This window comes from Microvenator marinus (assembly GCF_007993755.1).
GTDB classification, from domain to species: Bacteria; Myxococcota_A; Bradymonadia; order Bradymonadales; family Bradymonadaceae; genus Allomicrovenator; species Allomicrovenator marinus.
In genome coordinates this window covers 4551008-4567378 of the sequence record NZ_CP042467.1, presented here as the reverse complement: position 1 = coordinate 4567378, position 16371 = coordinate 4551008, and the positions used below count along the sequence as shown (strand labels likewise).

At 54.5% G+C, this 16371-nt stretch carries 13 protein-coding genes and 1 tRNA gene; 2 read left to right on the top strand and 12 right to left on the bottom strand.

Annotated elements, in window-relative coordinates; genetic code table 11:
• Positions 1-2: 2 nt before the first annotated feature.
• From FRD01_RS18830 to FRD01_RS18815, 4 genes are read right to left on the bottom strand one after another with little or no spacing between them, the layout of a single operon-like run.
• Positions 3-2174: a TonB-dependent receptor family protein gene (locus FRD01_RS18830; RefSeq protein ID WP_249755743.1), complete on the bottom strand. Its 2172-nt coding sequence runs from the start codon at positions 2172-2174 to the stop codon at positions 3-5.
• Positions 2175-2188: 14 nt separating this feature from the next.
• Positions 2189-3529: an HTTM domain-containing protein gene (locus tag FRD01_RS18825; RefSeq protein WP_146962483.1), complete on the bottom strand. Its 1341-nt coding sequence runs from the start codon at positions 3527-3529 to the stop codon at positions 2189-2191.
• Between the two features lie 10 nt (positions 3530-3539).
• Positions 3540-4727 (bottom strand): imelysin family protein, encoded by a 1188-nt coding sequence (locus FRD01_RS18820; protein ID WP_249756227.1) that lies wholly within the window; start codon positions 4725-4727, stop codon positions 3540-3542.
• Between the two features lie 2 nt (positions 4728-4729).
• Positions 4730-6280, bottom strand: coding sequence for a DUF4856 domain-containing protein (locus tag FRD01_RS18815; RefSeq protein ID WP_249755742.1), 1551 nt, complete (start codon positions 6278-6280; stop codon positions 4730-4732).
• Positions 6281-6463: 183 nt separating this feature from the next.
• Here FRD01_RS18815 and FRD01_RS18810 point away from each other — a divergent pair, with 183 nt between their 5' ends.
• Together FRD01_RS18810 and FRD01_RS18805 are read left to right on the top strand one after the other, a co-directional pair.
• The gene (locus FRD01_RS18810) at positions 6464-7450 is read left to right on the top strand and encodes a lysophospholipid acyltransferase family protein (RefSeq protein WP_249755741.1); all 987 of its coding nucleotides are present in this window, start codon (positions 6464-6466) and stop codon (positions 7448-7450) included.
• A complete protein-coding gene (locus tag FRD01_RS18805; protein ID WP_146962479.1) occupies positions 7447-7950 on the top strand; it encodes a hypothetical protein in 504 nt (167 codons plus the stop codon). Before FRD01_RS18810 ends, FRD01_RS18805 begins: the two co-directional genes overlap by 4 nt.
• A gap of 1 nt (position 7951) precedes the next feature.
• Here the strand turns inward: FRD01_RS18805 and FRD01_RS18800 are convergent, their stop codons facing one another.
• From FRD01_RS18800 to FRD01_RS18765, 8 genes are all read right to left on the bottom strand, one after another.
• Positions 7952-9733 (bottom strand): monovalent cation:proton antiporter-2 (CPA2) family protein, encoded by a 1782-nt coding sequence (locus FRD01_RS18800; protein WP_249755740.1) that lies wholly within the window; start codon positions 9731-9733, stop codon positions 7952-7954.
• A gap of 134 nt (positions 9734-9867) precedes the next feature.
• Positions 9868-9939 (bottom strand) — tRNA-Val (locus FRD01_RS18795).
• Between the two features lie 46 nt (positions 9940-9985).
• The gene (gene gshB / locus FRD01_RS18790; protein ID WP_146962478.1) at positions 9986-10930 is read right to left on the bottom strand and encodes a glutathione synthase; all 945 of its coding nucleotides are present in this window, start codon (positions 10928-10930) and stop codon (positions 9986-9988) included.
• Between the two features lie 9 nt (positions 10931-10939).
• Positions 10940-12241 carry a DUF4340 domain-containing protein gene (locus FRD01_RS18785; protein ID WP_146962477.1) on the bottom strand — a complete coding sequence of 434 codons (1302 nt, stop codon included), beginning with the start codon at positions 12239-12241 and terminating at the stop codon, positions 10940-10942.
• Between the two features lie 12 nt (positions 12242-12253).
• A complete protein-coding gene (locus tag FRD01_RS18780; protein ID WP_146962476.1) occupies positions 12254-13927 on the bottom strand; it encodes a GldG family protein in 1674 nt (557 codons plus the stop codon).
• 8 nt (positions 13928-13935) lie between these two features.
• Positions 13936-14646: an ABC transporter permease gene (locus FRD01_RS18775; protein WP_146962475.1), complete on the bottom strand. Its 711-nt coding sequence runs from the start codon at positions 14644-14646 to the stop codon at positions 13936-13938.
• 2 nt (positions 14647-14648) lie between these two features.
• Positions 14649-15632: an ATP-binding cassette domain-containing protein gene (locus FRD01_RS18770; protein WP_146962473.1), complete on the bottom strand. Its 984-nt coding sequence runs from the start codon at positions 15630-15632 to the stop codon at positions 14649-14651.
• 103 nt (positions 15633-15735) lie between these two features.
• Complete coding sequence (locus tag FRD01_RS18765) at positions 15736-16365, bottom strand: hypothetical protein (RefSeq protein WP_146962471.1); 630 nt, start codon at positions 16363-16365, stop codon at positions 15736-15738.
• Positions 16366-16371 lie beyond the last annotated feature (6 nt).

Genomic DNA, 16371 nt, shown 5'->3' with positions numbered 1-16371 from the left:
GGCTAAAATTCGTAGCCTGCTCCCAACATGATTAACATGGGGCGATGAGGTCGAGCGCCAAACGGGCGCCTCGAAGCGATGCCTGTGTCGTTCGTGATGTTCTCGGCGCGGGCTGTTATTGAGAACCCTTCTTCGAATCGCCAGCCGGCATTCAAATCGAGCGTCAACTGGTCGTCTGTCGTGAGGTCGTCTTCCGACTGACCAGCGCTCTCGCGCATCGCGGAAACCCACGTCCCTGTGGCGTAGAAACTCAATTCCTCCCATTCCAATCCGAGCTGCAAGGACGCCTGATGCTCAGGTGTATAGGGCAACTCGTCTCCAACTTCGACCTCACCAAACTGAGGATTTTCGGAGTTGAACGCACTTTGAAACTCCGACTGGATCAGAGTGTAGGTTCCCCTGACCGGAATGGTGAACGCGCCAGCCTCAAACGCCCAATGCCCCGCGAACTCGACGCCCCAGACTTCCACCGCTCCCGCATTGAACTGATCGTCGAGCTGCGTCTCATCACATCCTGCCGAAAACGTACATTCGCCCAGGAGATTCGAATAATCGTTGAAGAACCCGACTGCCTCAATCAGGCGCCGCTTACGAGCATCACTATATCGAACCCCGGCTTCGTAGTTGATGCTCGTCTCGGAGCTCACGTCAGACGCCTGCCCTGGTGACGTCGGCGAAAATCCTCTGTGCACCCCGCCAAGCAAAGACAACTTGTCTACGACCTCAAAACTCAGGCCCATACCAGGCACCAAAACCACCTGATTGCCCACCACTTCTGTATTTGCCAGCTCATCGGTCAAAGTCTGCTCGAAGAGTTCCAGACGCGCACCAGGGGTGAACGCAAACTTCCAGAATGAGAACTGCTCCAGTACGTGAATGGCCAATGCGTATGTCTCGCCCACGTTTTGCGTGTTGAGCAGCAACTCGCCGTCTCGCACGAGACGCCCGGACTCCATCCGGTGCCCGAGCTCGGTGTGATAGCGCTCAATGCTGTCGTTGTGCAGACGGAGGCCAGCCTCCAGGACATTGGCCCAGCCTTCGCCTTCGGTCTTCCAGCGCGCCTTGGTTTGAAGCCCTTGCGAGATGTATCTACGGTCGTTGGTTCCCACAAAGAGATTCTCTGAAGGATCGAGAGAATCCTCTTGGCCCGTCAGAACCTCGTAGAGCACCTGTCGTCTGCCTGTCGGGTCGTTCAAAATATCAAAAATCGGGGTGCCTTCGCCCATTCGATTGAGCTTGAACCACTCGCGGCGCAAATCGTGCCGATAGAGCGTCGACTCTACGCTGAGAGCGTCACCCCATTCCCAAGTATGCCTGAGCTGGAGCTGAGAGCGGACCCAGTCCATCTCGTCCAGAGCGCTCGCGGCATAGCGGCGGCGAGGATTCTTGGCGAAATCGTCGTCCGAGAGGCCAAGATAGGTCTCGTTTGAGTGCTCACGAGACCACCCGATTTTTGCGTTTAGGCGGTGGAAATGCTCCGCCGAATAATCGGTATTGAGGCTACCCTTGAGCATGAACTCTTGCCGGTTAAATCCCGTGTCTCCGCCGCCATCTAGCTCCTTAAAGCCGTCCGATTGCATATGGAAACCCTCGGCCACAAAGCCGCCCCAATCCGTGCTCGCCCCAAGCCAGCCGTGTCCACGACCCGTGAAGTACTGACCTGCTTCGGCTTTGATGCCGCCGCTGAATTTGTACGGAATGGGCCGCGTAATCAGGTTCAGCGCACCGCCCATGGTATTGGGTCCGTATTGCACCGAGCCCGGCCCTTTGAAGACCTCCACGCCGACCATTCGGCCAATCTGAGGAAAGTAATAGGCCGCGGGCGCTGAATATGGGGCCGGGCCAAAGAGCACACCGTCTTCCATGAGGGCGACTTTCTTGCTCCGGTCGGAGTTTGCGCCACGAATCCCGATATTGGGCCTGAGCCCGAATCCATCTTCTCCGCGCACCACAACGCCCGGAACCTGCTGCACGACCGACTCAGGATTCGCGTAATCCGTCCTTTTCAGCTCCTCCTCAGACACTCGATGGGCGGCTCCACCAATCTTCGCGATCTTCTCCTGGGTGATTAGAACGGTTTCCACCCGTTCCTCAGGAATCTCATCGTCTTCCTGTGCGGTAGCCGACGAACTTATGAGCACAAGAGCCCCCGCTATTGCTACGCGGTACTTCATTTGAGGCTTCATCATCATCTTCCTTTTGGTCGAAACGGACTCGTTTCGGGCTCCGGCAAAATCCAAGGGGCGGGCGGCCAAACACGATCATTTACCTCGGCCAAATTAACCGAGGGATCGATAAGCCGCGCACGTTTGCGCCCATTCCACGACACCCACGCATCGGCATACACCTCGGGCCTGTGGCCATCGTGGGTGTACTCATCTGCTATGTGGTGTGCAAGTTGTAAAATTAGGTCTGGCTGACCAGACATCTCACGTTCCTGATCGGCACTGAGGTAGAAGCGAGGGCTGACTTCTCGAACTCGTTCGCCCAACTTAACCCGGTAGACCACGTCACCATTCTTCTCGCGCAACATCACTTTCCAGGACCAACGCATGCCTTCTTCATTCCAGAGCACCGACCCTGGATAAACGAAATGCCGCCAGGGCATAAGCCCCTGAAACACGCAGAAGACGAGCGCAATTAGCAAGACCCATACGGGTCCTCGCTCAGCCTCCAAGAGGCGGCCGGTCGGCCTTCCACCAAAGAAGCGCCGCGGCCAGTTAGGTTCAAAAAAGACCGTTGCGGCCACGATCATGATGACCGGGAAGAGGCCAATCGCGAAAAAGACGTTGGTTAAAAGATGAAAGACAATTAGAACGATATACGCCCACGGCCGCGTCTTTCGCCAAAGAAGCCAGAACACGATGGTCGTGTCGAACAAAAATCCGGCCCAACTCATCACGAGCGCGGTCTCCCAATACTGCAAAAGTGGGCCGATGAAAGGCGTCTCAACCCTGGATGTCAGCCAGAGATTGAGCGGCTGCGCGTGAATAAGCCAGTCTTCCTTGAACTTGGCTATCCCCGCGTAAAAATACACACACCCAACTTGAAACCTAAGCCACCAGAGCATCCACGCAGGAACGGTCTCAAAGCGCGGCGGCCGAATCCGTGCATCGACGGACCAAACTCGATTCGCCGGCAGGAACATCAAGATGAACGCGAGCAGCGAAACCAGATAGTAATGATTGAGATAGTTCGAAACATCAATGAGTTCGACGTACGTAAAGAGCAGAAAGAAAACCACGATGGCGATGCGATAGAGAAAGCCTATCGCCACCAAGAACGCGCTTAGTGCCAACCCAGCAAAGACCGCGTACATCACCGCTGGACTTGCGATTTCAACCCACTCGAAACCCCAAAACTTGAAGTAGAACCCGGGCTTAACAAAGAAGCGATCGATCCAACCATAGGCCGCAAACCGAATCACTCCGGCGCACATCATCAGTCCAAAGAAAACGCGAAAAGCCGCTAGACTGGCTGCGTCTAGCGGCTGAAAAGCCTCTTTCTTTATGGCCTGAAAAAGGGCCATGAAAGCTCCGTTAGTCGTTGTCGCCTTCGGCGCGCTTTGGCAAATCCAAATCGAGAAGGGTTACAAAATCAGTTTTTAAGATGGTGCTCACGTTTCGTACTTGGTCGTAGACTGCTTGAAGCTTTGCAGGCTCGCTCTCAAGGGTCGGAGTAAACTCACCTTCGATCGCATCAACCAGGTCGATAGACATTTGAATATCGTTCTGTAGCTCATCCCGAGTTTCCTCAGCACCAACCGCCTCGAGAAGGTCATCAAAACCACTTCCCTCGCCGCCAGTGAAGAGCCATTGGAAGGCCACCAAATTTTGGCGAATGTTGCGAAGTGAACGATCCCCGTACTTGCTCTCGATGAGCTCAGGACACGTCTCAGACGCACACCCTACAACGCCCAAGGGCGGAGCGAGCTTCATGTCCTTGACCTCTTTCTCCACGTAGAACATCGCGTCGCTGACGCCGTTGAGCACTTCTCGCACACTACCGTAGACCTGCCCGGAGCTCGGATCTGTGAACTGGGTGCGAAAGCTCCCACCCTCGGCCCAACGGGCGCTCAAATCTTCAGCACTCGTCACCACGAGGTCTGTCGCGGCCTTTGCGTACGTCCGACGGCGCTCTCGAATCTCATCTTCGCTAAGTGCCGCCCACTGTCCGTCCGTGTTGATCATGGAGTTGATCGGACAGGCGTTGGACGTGTCTTGAGCAAAGAGCAAGTACTCCAGCGCATCCAATCCACGCACGTTTACGGCTTGTGAGGCAAAATCAGACTCGTAGCCGAGCCGCACCAGCTCTTGGTCGACTCGGCACGCGTTTGAAAGCGGCCATGAATATATCTGGTCCCGTAGGTCTTCTCCGCCAGCTACAGCTCCCATGACCCCCGCAGGACCCACCTGGAGCACTTCAGCACGCTGCCAGACGTCCATCGCTTCGTGGAATTCGCCGATTGCGGACTCCAAGTCGCTTGTACTTCCGGACGCCTGCCAGGCGTTGACGGCAGATTGTAGCTCTTTTGACTGCGTCTCGAACTCCGAGAGCGTCTCGTGGATATAGGCCGCGTGGTTCTCAACCACCGCTTGCCTCAACGCCACGAGATCCGCGTCACCGTTGTTTTCGCTCACATTATTAGGCTCCGGCGCTGGCGTTGAATCCGTTTTCGACTCACATCCAACCAAAAGCCCCAAGACCAATAGAACCAGATACTTCATGTTCACCAGCCATCCTCTCCGTTATCGCCTCCGATGAGAGCCTGATCGAAGTCGTAGGTGTCTGCCAAAATTTGCCGCGCGGTCCTCAAACCCTCTTGGTATGCATCGATCTCTGCAGTGTCTGCTGCAGGAGATACGGGGCGGTCGCCAAGAAGTCTGTGGAGCTCTGCGTAGTCTTCTTCGCTAAGCGGCGAGTTGCGGTTGTAGAGTGGCGTAAACGCAAACCCTTTGGCCTCTCCCCATACCTTCGCATAGGTCACGAAGTTGTAATCATCTGAGCCAAACTTCGAAATTTCCGAGAGCGTGTCGTTGATATAGTGGAGCACGGTGGCCATGTAAGCTTTCTCCCATGTGAGAACAGCCTGGTCGCGATATCCGCGCAACTCGTCGAGTTGTGCTTCAGTCAAAGGACCCTCAACGCTTGCAATCAACGCACGGCCCTGACGGAATGCGTTCCACGCGTCACCCGTGAGATCCACGGTCACACCGAGTGCTGCTGCACCACGGTCACGCTTTGCTGCGTTAGTCGACGCACCGAAATTGTACTCGGTCAAAAGGTCGATCTTGCCGTCTTCATTGGTGTCGCGATAACCCGTCTGCGCGATCTCATCGTCCGTGTAATCGATGTAGTTTCTAGCCGCTCCGAAGTAGCCAAAACCTTCGTCCCACTGGTGGGCGAGCGGCGTGTAAGGGCTGTCTCCGTCTGGACCATCGTTGCTGGCGAGTAGACCTTTGCCCTCGACGTCGTCGTCAAGGTAGTCATCGGCACCCTGGCTGAAGCTCAGGCTTGAGTGCAAGAACTTCTCGACCAGCTGTTGGAGGTCCCAGCCCTCGGCTGTCACGTGAAGCGGCAGCTCCGCACCCGTCACGGGGTCCAGGGCGAACGTGCCGTTTGCGCGGTCGATCGCGGCCTTTTCGACCTGCGCGAAGATCGCCTGAACCATGCCTTCTGGCGTGTCGATTGAACCACCATACTGGGCCAGAGTTGCGTCTTCCCAGCCCTCGAACTCGGTGCTCCAGTCTTTGTGGTCCGTCGACGAGTCATTGCCCGCGAGTTTGCTTACCAAATCCTTGCCGCCTCCCATAAACCCATAAGTGGTCTGAAGCAGCTCTGGGTCAGCGCTCATGCGGATCATTTCTTCAGCGCTCGCGTCCCCATCAAAGCGGAAATAGAAGTCGAGCGCGCCCACAACATCACCTTCTTCGGGGAAGAAGTTTCCGCCATCAACCTGTGCTTCGAGGCTCAAAATATAGCTTGAAAGGTCCTTGACCAGAACTTGCCGCCCCACCTGACCGGTGTAAGCCACGGTGTCCTGACAGTCGTCGTTCAGGAACATATAGACCGACGCCTCGGGCTGGTTACACACAGCCGGGTTGTTAGTTCCCGCAGTGCCGTTATTCGTAGTGGTCCCGTTATTGGTGGTGGTGTCGTTATTCGAATCATTGTTCGAAACGTTGTTCTCACCGTTGTTCGCGTTGTTGGTGGACTCGCTGTCATCACCACACGCCACCAAAAGTGCCCCAAACATCAATATCAAACTCGCCTTCTTCATCGTTTCCTTCCTCACGATAGTTTGCATCATTTAATTGAAATTGAAAACAAGTATCAATTTCATGCGCACTCTCTAATTGAAAACGAGTATCAAAATCAAGTCCTAAATCAATTTCTTTTCATTCCCTCGCTTGTCCCTCACCTTCGCCACCCGTATCCTGCACCCATGCTTACCCTAGACGTCATGAATCGCATCTCGCTGACAGCTCTTCCAAACGCCCAAAAAGGCGTGGGATGGATTCTGCGCACCAACTACAGATTCCCGCCAACCTACACGACGACTAAGGTTGAGAACTTTGACCGAATTCCGAAGCGGCCTCTCTACATCGCCATGAATCATACCGACCGGTTCAATTATTGGCCGTTCCAGATCGAGCTCTGGAAGCAACGCGGTGAGTTCACAGCGACATGGGTCAAGGGCAAGTACTACAATAAGCCGGCCACACGACGCTTCATGGAAGCCACCAACAACATACCAACCCCTTCGCGCGGATATCTCATCACCGCCGATTGCCACCGAACCCTACACAAGGCGCCCGCGCCTGAACTCTATCGGCTCTTGCGCAAAGCGACCGAAGACGGCTGGTCTGACTCCGAGCTCCACGAAGCTTGCCGAGAGATTGGGATGAAGCGGGAGATCGACCGCCTGCTCAAGACTCCACGCTCAATTCTTGGGCTCGAATTCAGCCCGTTTCGTCATCAATTCGTCGAAAGGCATCGCGAACTCTTTAGACTCATGATGGACCGGTTCATCGAGCTCAACGACGAGGCTCTGGATAAAGGACTCAGAATCATCGTGTTCCCCGAAGGGACCCGCTCGGTCACCCTCGGCGAAGGCAAGCCTGGACTCGCTCAAATGGCTCTGCGGACAAAGTCGACCATCGTGCCCGTAGGTTCTAACGGCTCAGATAAAGCGTATCCTGGAAACAACCCGTTTTCGCGTGGCGGAAAGATCCTCTATCGGGTTGGCCATCCGTTGACACCGGACGGAGAGCTCAAGGATTTCCAGATTTCGGAGCCTTATAGGCCCTTCACTGATGAAGCTCACAAATACGACCAGAAGTTCGATTCCGTGACAAAACTCGTTATGGAGCGCATTGGCGAATTGCTCGACCCAGAATACCTCGAAGGACAGTCCAACGCCGTTGAAGGAACGGACAGATTCCTGTGAACACTCACGAGCTTCAGACAACCCAAAGACGCGAACATGGCGTCCTAATCTGGGAAGATGGCGGGACCAAGTACTTGCAACTTCCACGACGTCCCGGAAAGGCCGGCGGGGCCTACCTGCTGATTTTTCTCTTCCTCAGCGTGATCGGTCTCTACTTCATCTTTGTCAAAGAACACGTGGGTGGATTCCTTCAATTGGCCCTTGGCCTAACCGGTCTGCTTTTCTTCTCCGAATTTCTCTTTAAGACCACACTCTCGTTGAGTTCCAACGAATATGTGCTCCACCGACAACTCTTTGGAAAAGGCCGGACGTGGAGATTTCCCGCTACGGAAGTCTCCCATATCGAAGTCTACAACAACCGCGGGACGTGGATTGCCTTCTTGGTTCTCTTGAATGGGAAACGTTTTCGAGTCAGTTCGCTACTAAAGCAAGAGCAGGCAAACCTTATCGCCAACGAACTAGCCCCTTCTGACCGCTCCCTCTTGGAATCGGAAGAATAAGTTAGAGCAGCTTGTCTGCAGACTCATCGGCTTTGAAAATTGACTCAAGCTCTTCAGCGTAGTTCTGAGCGGCCTTTACCAGGGCATCCATATCATCCTTGTGCGGGGCACTGCGGCGCACAGCCTCTTCATCATAGTCCACAAAGAAACGCTCAGTCTTGAGCGCTTCCGAACTTGGAAGCCCCGAGAGTTCAAGCGCAATGCGGCCAGCCTGAACACTCGAAGCGAAGGTTTCGCGGATGACATGCTCAACCCCTGCGCCGATCAGCGCGTACGCGTGCTGGCGGTTTCTCGCACGCGCCACGAATTTCAAGTGCGGAAACGCTGACCTCGCAACCTCCAAAATCTTTAGCGAGGTCTCCATATCGTCCACCGCGATCACAAAGACCTTTGCGTTCTCGGCGCCTGCTGCCCTTAAGAGGTCCAGTTTGGTGGCATCTCCATAGTAAATCTTGTTTCCAAAACGCCTCACAAAGTCTACGTGAGTCGCGCTCGCGTCCATGGCCGTGAACGGAATTCCTCGCAGGCCAAGAACACGGCCAACCACCTGGCCAAATCGCCCAAACCCCGCAATCACTACGGACCCGCTAGCGTCAATCTCATCAAAGGGTTCTGCTTCGGTCGAGTTCTTGCTGCGTTTCAGCCACGCGTCAAACACAAGGAACAACAACGGGGTAACGACCATCGAGAGCGTTACGACCATCACCAAAAGAGAAGTTTCTTCCCCCATCACCCCTTGAGTCGTCGCCGACTGAAAGATCACGTACGCGAACTCGCCGCCTTGCGAGAGTGCAATGCCCATGGCCACGGCGGAGGCTCCAGAAAGACCTGCCATTCGCGCAGCCACCATAAGGACCGCAAACTTGAGCCCCACGAGTCCCACCACCAAGCCCAAAACCAGCACAGGCTGCTCGGTTAGGATATTGACGTTCACGGACATGCCCACGGCCATGAAGAAGAGCCCCAAGAGCAGGCCCTTAAACGGCTCGATATTGGCCTCCAACTCATGGCGATACTCGGAGTCCGAAAGCATCACCCCTGCCACAAAAGCGCCGAGCGCCATGGATAGGCCGGCCACACTCATCAGGAGGGCTGTACCGATCACCAAGAGCAGCGCAAACGCGATGGAAAGCTCGTGTACGTGTGTCTGAGCCACCAGACGAAAAATTGGTTTGAGCAGGAATTTCCCGACGAGTACCAGCCCTACTAGGACGACCACTGGCAGGACTAATCCCATCGGATCAAATCCCGCGTCCTGAACGCCTCCCGCAGCTATCTGGGCAGGCTTAAGAAACGGAATCATCGCCAAGATCGGAATGGCCGCAAGGTCCTGAAACAAGAGCACGCCAAACGATGCCTGGCCGTGCGGCCGCGTCAGCTCACGCCGTTCGGCCAAGACCTGCATCGCAAACGCGGTTGAAGAGAGCGCGAGGGCGAGCCCCACCACAAGGGCCGATTGCCAGGTCAATCCAAAGAGAAGGCCGACCCCGAATATGAGCGCAGCTGAAACGCCCACCTGCAAGCCACCCACACCAAAAACTGCACGGCGCATTCCCCAAAGTCGGCTAGGCTGAAGCTCAAGCCCGATGATGAAGAGCAAGAGCACTACGCCAAACTCTGCAAAATGCAGGATATCGTCTACATCCCAGACTAAACCCAGTACTGATGGCCCAATGACGAGGCCCGCGGCAAGATAGCCCAGCACCGACCCCAACCCGAGCTTTTTGAAGATCGGAACCGCAATGACCGCCGCTGCCAAGAATATCGCTATAGAGCCCAACATGGTGATTCCTTTCACTTAATCAGAAGGTCGATTCTGATGCCGTTCAATGAGATTAGGATTCCCCAAGTGCATGAAGCGAAGAACTTGCGCAACAAAAAACCTGCCAAATCGTAGAGACTTGGCAGGTTCTTTCATGGGCGCAGCAAGGATTGAACTTGCGACCCCACCCGTGTGAAGGGTGTGCTCTCCCACTGAGCTATGCGCCCTTTCGGGAGCGATGGTCTAGCACCGCTCTTGAACTTGAGCAAGCGCTTATTGCGCCCGTCTATCTTCCATCCAGCGAATGACCTCGGCTGGCCCGTCGACCCCGTTGAGGCGACTCATCTCCTGAATACCGGTTGGACTTGTGACGTTGACCTCGGTCAGATAGTCGCCGATCACATCAAGCCCCACAAAATAGAGCCCGTCCTCGCGTAGACGCGGCCCGACCATCTGGCAAATCTCCAGATCTCGCGGGCTCAAGTCGGTCTTTTCCACACGACCACCCACGTGGATATTGCCTCGGTGGTCCTTCTCTTGTGGCACGCGCAGAATGGCTCCCATCGGCTCTCCATCTAGCATCAAGATGCGTTTATCCCCTTTCCGCGCTGCGGGCAGGTAGGTTTGGCACATCAGATACTCAGTTTCATGGCGGGTCATCACTTCGAGGAGCGCACTGGCGTTGCGGTCCTCCAAATCGAGCATGAAGACACCTTCACCACCGTGCCCATCCAAGGGCTTGATGATACAACGCCCGCCCTGATCTGCCGCAAATTGCCGAATGATGCGCGCCGACTTGGACACCAGAGTCGTAGGAGTTGCCTCGGGGAAATGCAGGGCGTAGAGCTTCTCGTTGGCCGCTCTCAAGCCGTCCGGAGAGTTCATCACGAGAGCACCAAGCTCTTGGGCGAGCTCGAGCAAGTGAACGGCGTGCAGATAGGCGATATCAAAGGGAGGGTCCTTGCGCATGAATATGACATCGAGCTCATGAAGCGCCATGTCGGACTCTACGCCGAATTCAAAATGAGCTCCCTTGACCCGCTTCAAATTTACGCGAACAACCCTAGACCACGCCTCGTTTCCACGCGCATACATGTCTTGCATTCGCACATAGAAGACATCGTGTCCGCGCTCTTGGGCCGCCAACATCAGCGCAAAGGTCGTGTCCGCGTCGATATTGACCGCTTCGATAGGGTCCATCACAAAGGCTATTCGCATATTTCCTCACTACGATTCTTCAAAATCACCAATTTTGGGTGCCAGCTTATCCAATACGAATTTCGGCATGACCCAGATCAAATCTTGATGCTTCCACTTTGCCCAGACGTCTTCACTTCCCTCGACCTCACTGCCGATCAAAAGCTCAAACGCATCTGAGTTTGTTCGCACAATCACCGACTTCTCGGGCCGGCTAAGCCCGACGTCACCCAGTTCAACATTTTCAAATCTCGACGCCCGAAGCCGCGAAATCGTGGTGAGATGCCCCTTGACCTTGTCTTGATTCACACTCTTTCTCTCAGGCCGAAGCGTCGTCCACTCTTCCCCGCTCTTGGAAAGCACCACCCTATCCTCGCCGGCAAACTCAATGGTCTTGATGTCTTTCGTGTCGAACTCTTGTGCCACGCGGTTTCTCAACTTCAACTCATCCAGCATCAGGCTATCCGCATTGAATTTTGAAATCTTGTAGATGGTTGGGTTTCCGAGTCGCTGAGCAAAGTACTCATCGCCTACTTGGGAGAGTGCAATCCGAGCGAAGGAATCCCCAAACTTGGCATTGATCAGATACTGAGGTGGCTCAAGCCCCACCTCCGCGGCGGGCCTATCCGAAAATCCCACGGCGTTCAGATTCGTCAGCGTGTTAACGAAGCTCGACACGACCGAATTCTCGACCGGCATCGACTTATCCTCCATCTCCCAACCACTTTCAGGCTTACGAAGCGCAAATCTAGTTTCGCCTTTGTTGAGCACAAACTCGGTCAGTAGCTCTCGCTCTGATCTAAAGATTTCTTTGGATCGCAAATCAGCGACCGGCTCTTTCAGAAAGTCCAACGCAGCTTGCGCTCGATAGGGCTTTTCGTTGGAGAGAATGAAGGTTCGTTTTGCTCCGGTATTCTCCACGCTCACCGTCTGCCCCACCCCAAACTCCCGCGCAGCCGCACTGCCATCGGAGGTGAAGAGCGCCACCGTGACCACGTCCTCTCCGAGGCCGTACTCCGCGACTTTGTCCGCCGAGATTCTCAGGTCGTCAGTTCGAATATCGGAATTGAACACCTCCAGCTTCTCCAGCACGGACGCTGCCAGCGGTGATTCAACGGGTTTGGTCATCTGCCAGCCATCGTCGGATTTCTCCAAGACCACGAGCTCTTTGCCATCTTCAAGTGGCCTTGTGAGTTCAATGCGCGCCAATCCCTCTACGCTCTTGATGACATGGGGGGCTGCGACCTTCGTTTGAGGCGACTCTCGGGTCAAGAAGAAGACTGCCAGGAGCCCCAAGAGCACCCCAATCGCTATGAGTGTTCCTTTTTTCATGACTCTACCTCTCTAGAGAATAATCTTGTCTTTGCGCCGGCGACGAAGCTGCAAAATTGTCCAACCGAGCACACCAAAGAAAAGTGGTACAAAGACAATATTCATCAGCTGCACACGGCGCTGTTCAGACTTCGGCACGTCGCCAATCAACCGTGGAAGCGACTTTCCTCGGATATTGGTGAGCGCGTTGTCCTGAACCAACCACTCCAAACTCGAGATCAAGAATTGCCCTCCGAAACCGGCGAGTTGTTCGTTGAAACCCAGTTGTGGGTTGGGCTGGAAGAAGTCGGCACTACCCACGACCAACACGCGGGCAGGCTTCTTTTCCTTGACCACGTTCTCCTCGCTCATTCCCTCTGGAATCGGATTGGACTCGAGCCAGCTCGGCAGTTCACCTTGAAGGGCGGCCGCCACAACAAAGGGGCCGGGGCTTTCGTCAGCGGCAGGCTGAGAAAGGTCTTGGTAGTTCAGTGATTGCGGTGGTGTAGGTCTTCGTACCGCCACGTCGGAAGTCCTAACAACCTCAAAACCTTCCAGGTCTTTAGACTCCGCCACGCTCGGCAAGAGCACCATACTCGACGGAGCAGGCATGCCGATGGCGTAGATATCGCGGGTAAATGGAAGCTCTCTATCGATATCCGTCATCAGGAAAGACGCCGGATGACTCACGCGCGCAAGTCCTTGCTCGGTCATCACCAGACCGAGTGCAAGCGCGTTCTTCCTATCGAGCACGGTGTCTTTTCGAAGCTCAATTCCGTAGACCTTAAAGAGGTCTTCAAGCCCATGATTCAGGGGTCGCCTGATATCCGGCATGCGCGCGTTTGGCCCCATTTGTTGGGCAAACTGACGCATCAGTTGCTCATCCAATCCGCTGGCACTTTGGTACCAACCGACGCTACCTCCCCGTTGCAGGAACTGGTCGATCGCAAATTTCCCCTTGGCCGATACAGGCTCCGAAAAGTTGAGAATGACCAGTGCATCGATATCCTCGGCAACCTCTCCGTCTGAAATATCCTCGACAGATACTTCGACCAAATCCCCATAAAGCTGCTTGAAGGTTGGCCGAATACCTTCTGCAAATCCGGGCTGCGAACCAGGTCCACCGAACCCAGACGCAAACGCTAGTTTTCGGGACTCCTTGAGCGTGAGGTTCATCAACGCCTTCGTAAAGTCATACTCAAAATTGTCGAACTCGACGGACCCCGTGGTTCTGAGGTCCGCAATGACTTCGACCTTATCTCCCATCACAAAGGCCACGCCTTTGTAGACGGCCCTGAGCGCGACTTCGTCTTCCGACTCGGTACCGATGCCGACCTTCTCAATTCCGAAACCTCGAGCGGCCTCCTCGGCCTCCTCATCGTCCGAGCTTGGCTGGATGATCTGATAGGTTAGCTTGCCCCCAGATGCGCTCTGATAGTCAGCCAAAAGGTCGTTGACCTGCTGAGCCAAGGTGTGAAATGGCGGCGGCATATCGCTAGATATGAAGACCTTGACCTCTACCGGTTCTTCCAGGTTTCCGACGACCTCTTTGCTTGCGTCACTGAGCGTGAAAATCTTGTTCTCAGTAAGATCGAAAGGAACCGGGACGCGGGCCATGATCAAGTTCAGAACGACGGCACTGATGATCGTGATAACCACCACGGCTACCGCGTTACCACCTGTTATGATTCGTTTTTTCTCTGCCATGACTCACCTCACCATCGACGCGAGGCAATGGATGCCTGCGCCACTACAAGGGAAACCGTGATCACCGAGAGGTAATAAATCACATCTCTTAGGTCGATGACTCCACGGGCAATATTTTGAAAATGAAAATTCGTTGAAAGGTACTGAACGGCGTACGCCATGCCACCCGTAGGTTGCCCCACGAGTTGGTCTATCAAATAGAGGAAGAACGAAATCGAAAACGCGATCAGAATGGCGACCACCTGATCCTGAGTCCAACTCGACGCCATGATTCCAATGGCCGCATACGCCCCGCCCAAAAGGAGGAGCCCCACGTACCCCGCGATGGTCGCTCCCCAATCCAAATCTCCCAACTGAGAAAGCGTGATTGGATAGGGAAGAGTCATCAAGAAGACTACGCCTAAAAGCGTGAGCGCAGCGAGGAACTTCCCAGTCACGATCTGAAAGTCCGAGACCGGCATGGTCATCATGAGCTGGAGCGTTCCCGAGCGCTTTTCAGTGGCCAGCAATCCCATCGTGATGGCTGGCGCAAAGAAGGCCAAGAAGAGTGGAGCCTGGTTGAAGTAGGGTCGCAGGGACAAAAGGTTGAGTTCTTGGAAGTAGTTCAGCCAAAAGAGCGCTCCTGTGATCAATAGAAAGAGCACGGCCACCACATAGGCCACTACCGAGCTGAAATAGGCGCTAACTTCCCGTTTCCACACAAAATAAATCTTCTGCATTTCTAGCCCTCCGCCACTTTCAAGTCATCCTTCTCAGGCGCCACAAAGTCATCTCGCGTCAACGCCCTGAAGACTTCTTCGAGGTCTGGTCGATACGTATCGATGGACAACAATTCCCACCCCTCGTTCTGCACGAGTTCGAGGCAAGCCTTTCTGATAGCGTCATCATCGCTGCCCACGAGCTTTACTCCACCCAAATGGTCAACCATCTCCGCCACACCACTAATGCCCTTCAAGGCGAGCTTCTTCTCGGCGTTTAAGTCTTTCAGACGAACAACCACGCCGCGCTCGCGCTCGGCCACCTGTTTCGAAAGCTCTTCAAAAGAGCCATCTGCCACAATTTTCCCGCGATTGATCAGGATGATCCGGTCACAAACAGCCGAGACCTCGCCCAAAATATGCGTGGAGAAAATGACCGTCTTCTCCCTTCCAATCTCTTTGATCAAGTCTCGGATCTCCAGAATCTGATTGGGATCTAGACCGCTCGTAGGCTCGTCCAAAATCACCACGTCTGGCTCGTGAATAATCGCCTGAGCCAGCCCCACACGTTGCCGATAGCCCTTCGAAAGCTCGAAAATCTCTCGACCGATCATATGCGTCAGGCCCGTCAGCTCCGCAGCCCTCTTGATGGCGCCATGCCGCTTTGACTTCTCGACGCCACGAATCTCCGCCATGAAGTTCAGATAATCATAGACGATCATATCTTCATAAAGCGGCACACTTTCAGGAAGATACCCGATCTTCTCGCGCACCTTTTCGGACTCATCGTAGACGTCATACCCGGCAACCTTGGCGCTGCCGCTGCTCGCCGCCATGAAGCAGGTCAGAATCTTCATTGTCGTCGTTTTTCCAGCGCCATTTGGCCCTAGAAAGCCCACAATCTGGCCGGGCTGAACGCTGAAACTCACGCCGTCCAGAGCTACAAAATCACCGTAGGATTTCGAGAGCTTATCGACTTCGATACTCGGTTTGAGATTGTCCTCCATTCGTCCACCTCATCAAATGTTATCCAGTTTCGGATGCAAAAGTGTTGACGCAAACCTCGCCGAGGCAAGCTATGATTCCCACTTTTTTCACTTTTTCTGCGAATCAGTAGTTATACCGCTTTTCTTTCAGCGTCGAATCTAGATTCATGAACCACTGATGTTCGCGCTCTGGACTGCACGAAAAGTGCTGATCGGTCATGCCGGGGTCAACTTCGTCGGCTTGGATAGGTTTTGAATTCTTTTTCTTTTTATCCTCGTCCTCGGGCTTGAGGAGGAGTTTACCGAACTCATCAACACAACGCCCATCCACGCTACAGCTCGCGCCGATCGGACATTGAGGGTGCCTCTTAATCCAGTAGAGGAGAAGCTCGCCGTCCTTGGGTTCCTCGTCGTAATTGAGCCGCTTGTATCGGCTTCGAATCTTCACGCGTGCTCGATCTCCTGAACTATCCACGTCCATCTTGACGATGCGGTAGTCGATTATGTCCAGGAGCTCCGGCTTGACCAGAAAGAGCTTCTCGAGCGTTCGACCAATGTCCACGCGGTCGCGCTCTAACTCGTGATGATAGAGCGAAGACGAACGGAAGTCCTTGAACTGAAGGTCTTCCATAAAGGCGAGCGCGGCCTTTTTGACGAGCCCCGTATCTTTGGAAAACGGCTCTGCCAGAAAGATCCACGCACCAGCCCCGAGTACGGCCAAGATTACTAGAGTGACGATGGTGGAGTTACGCAATTCTCA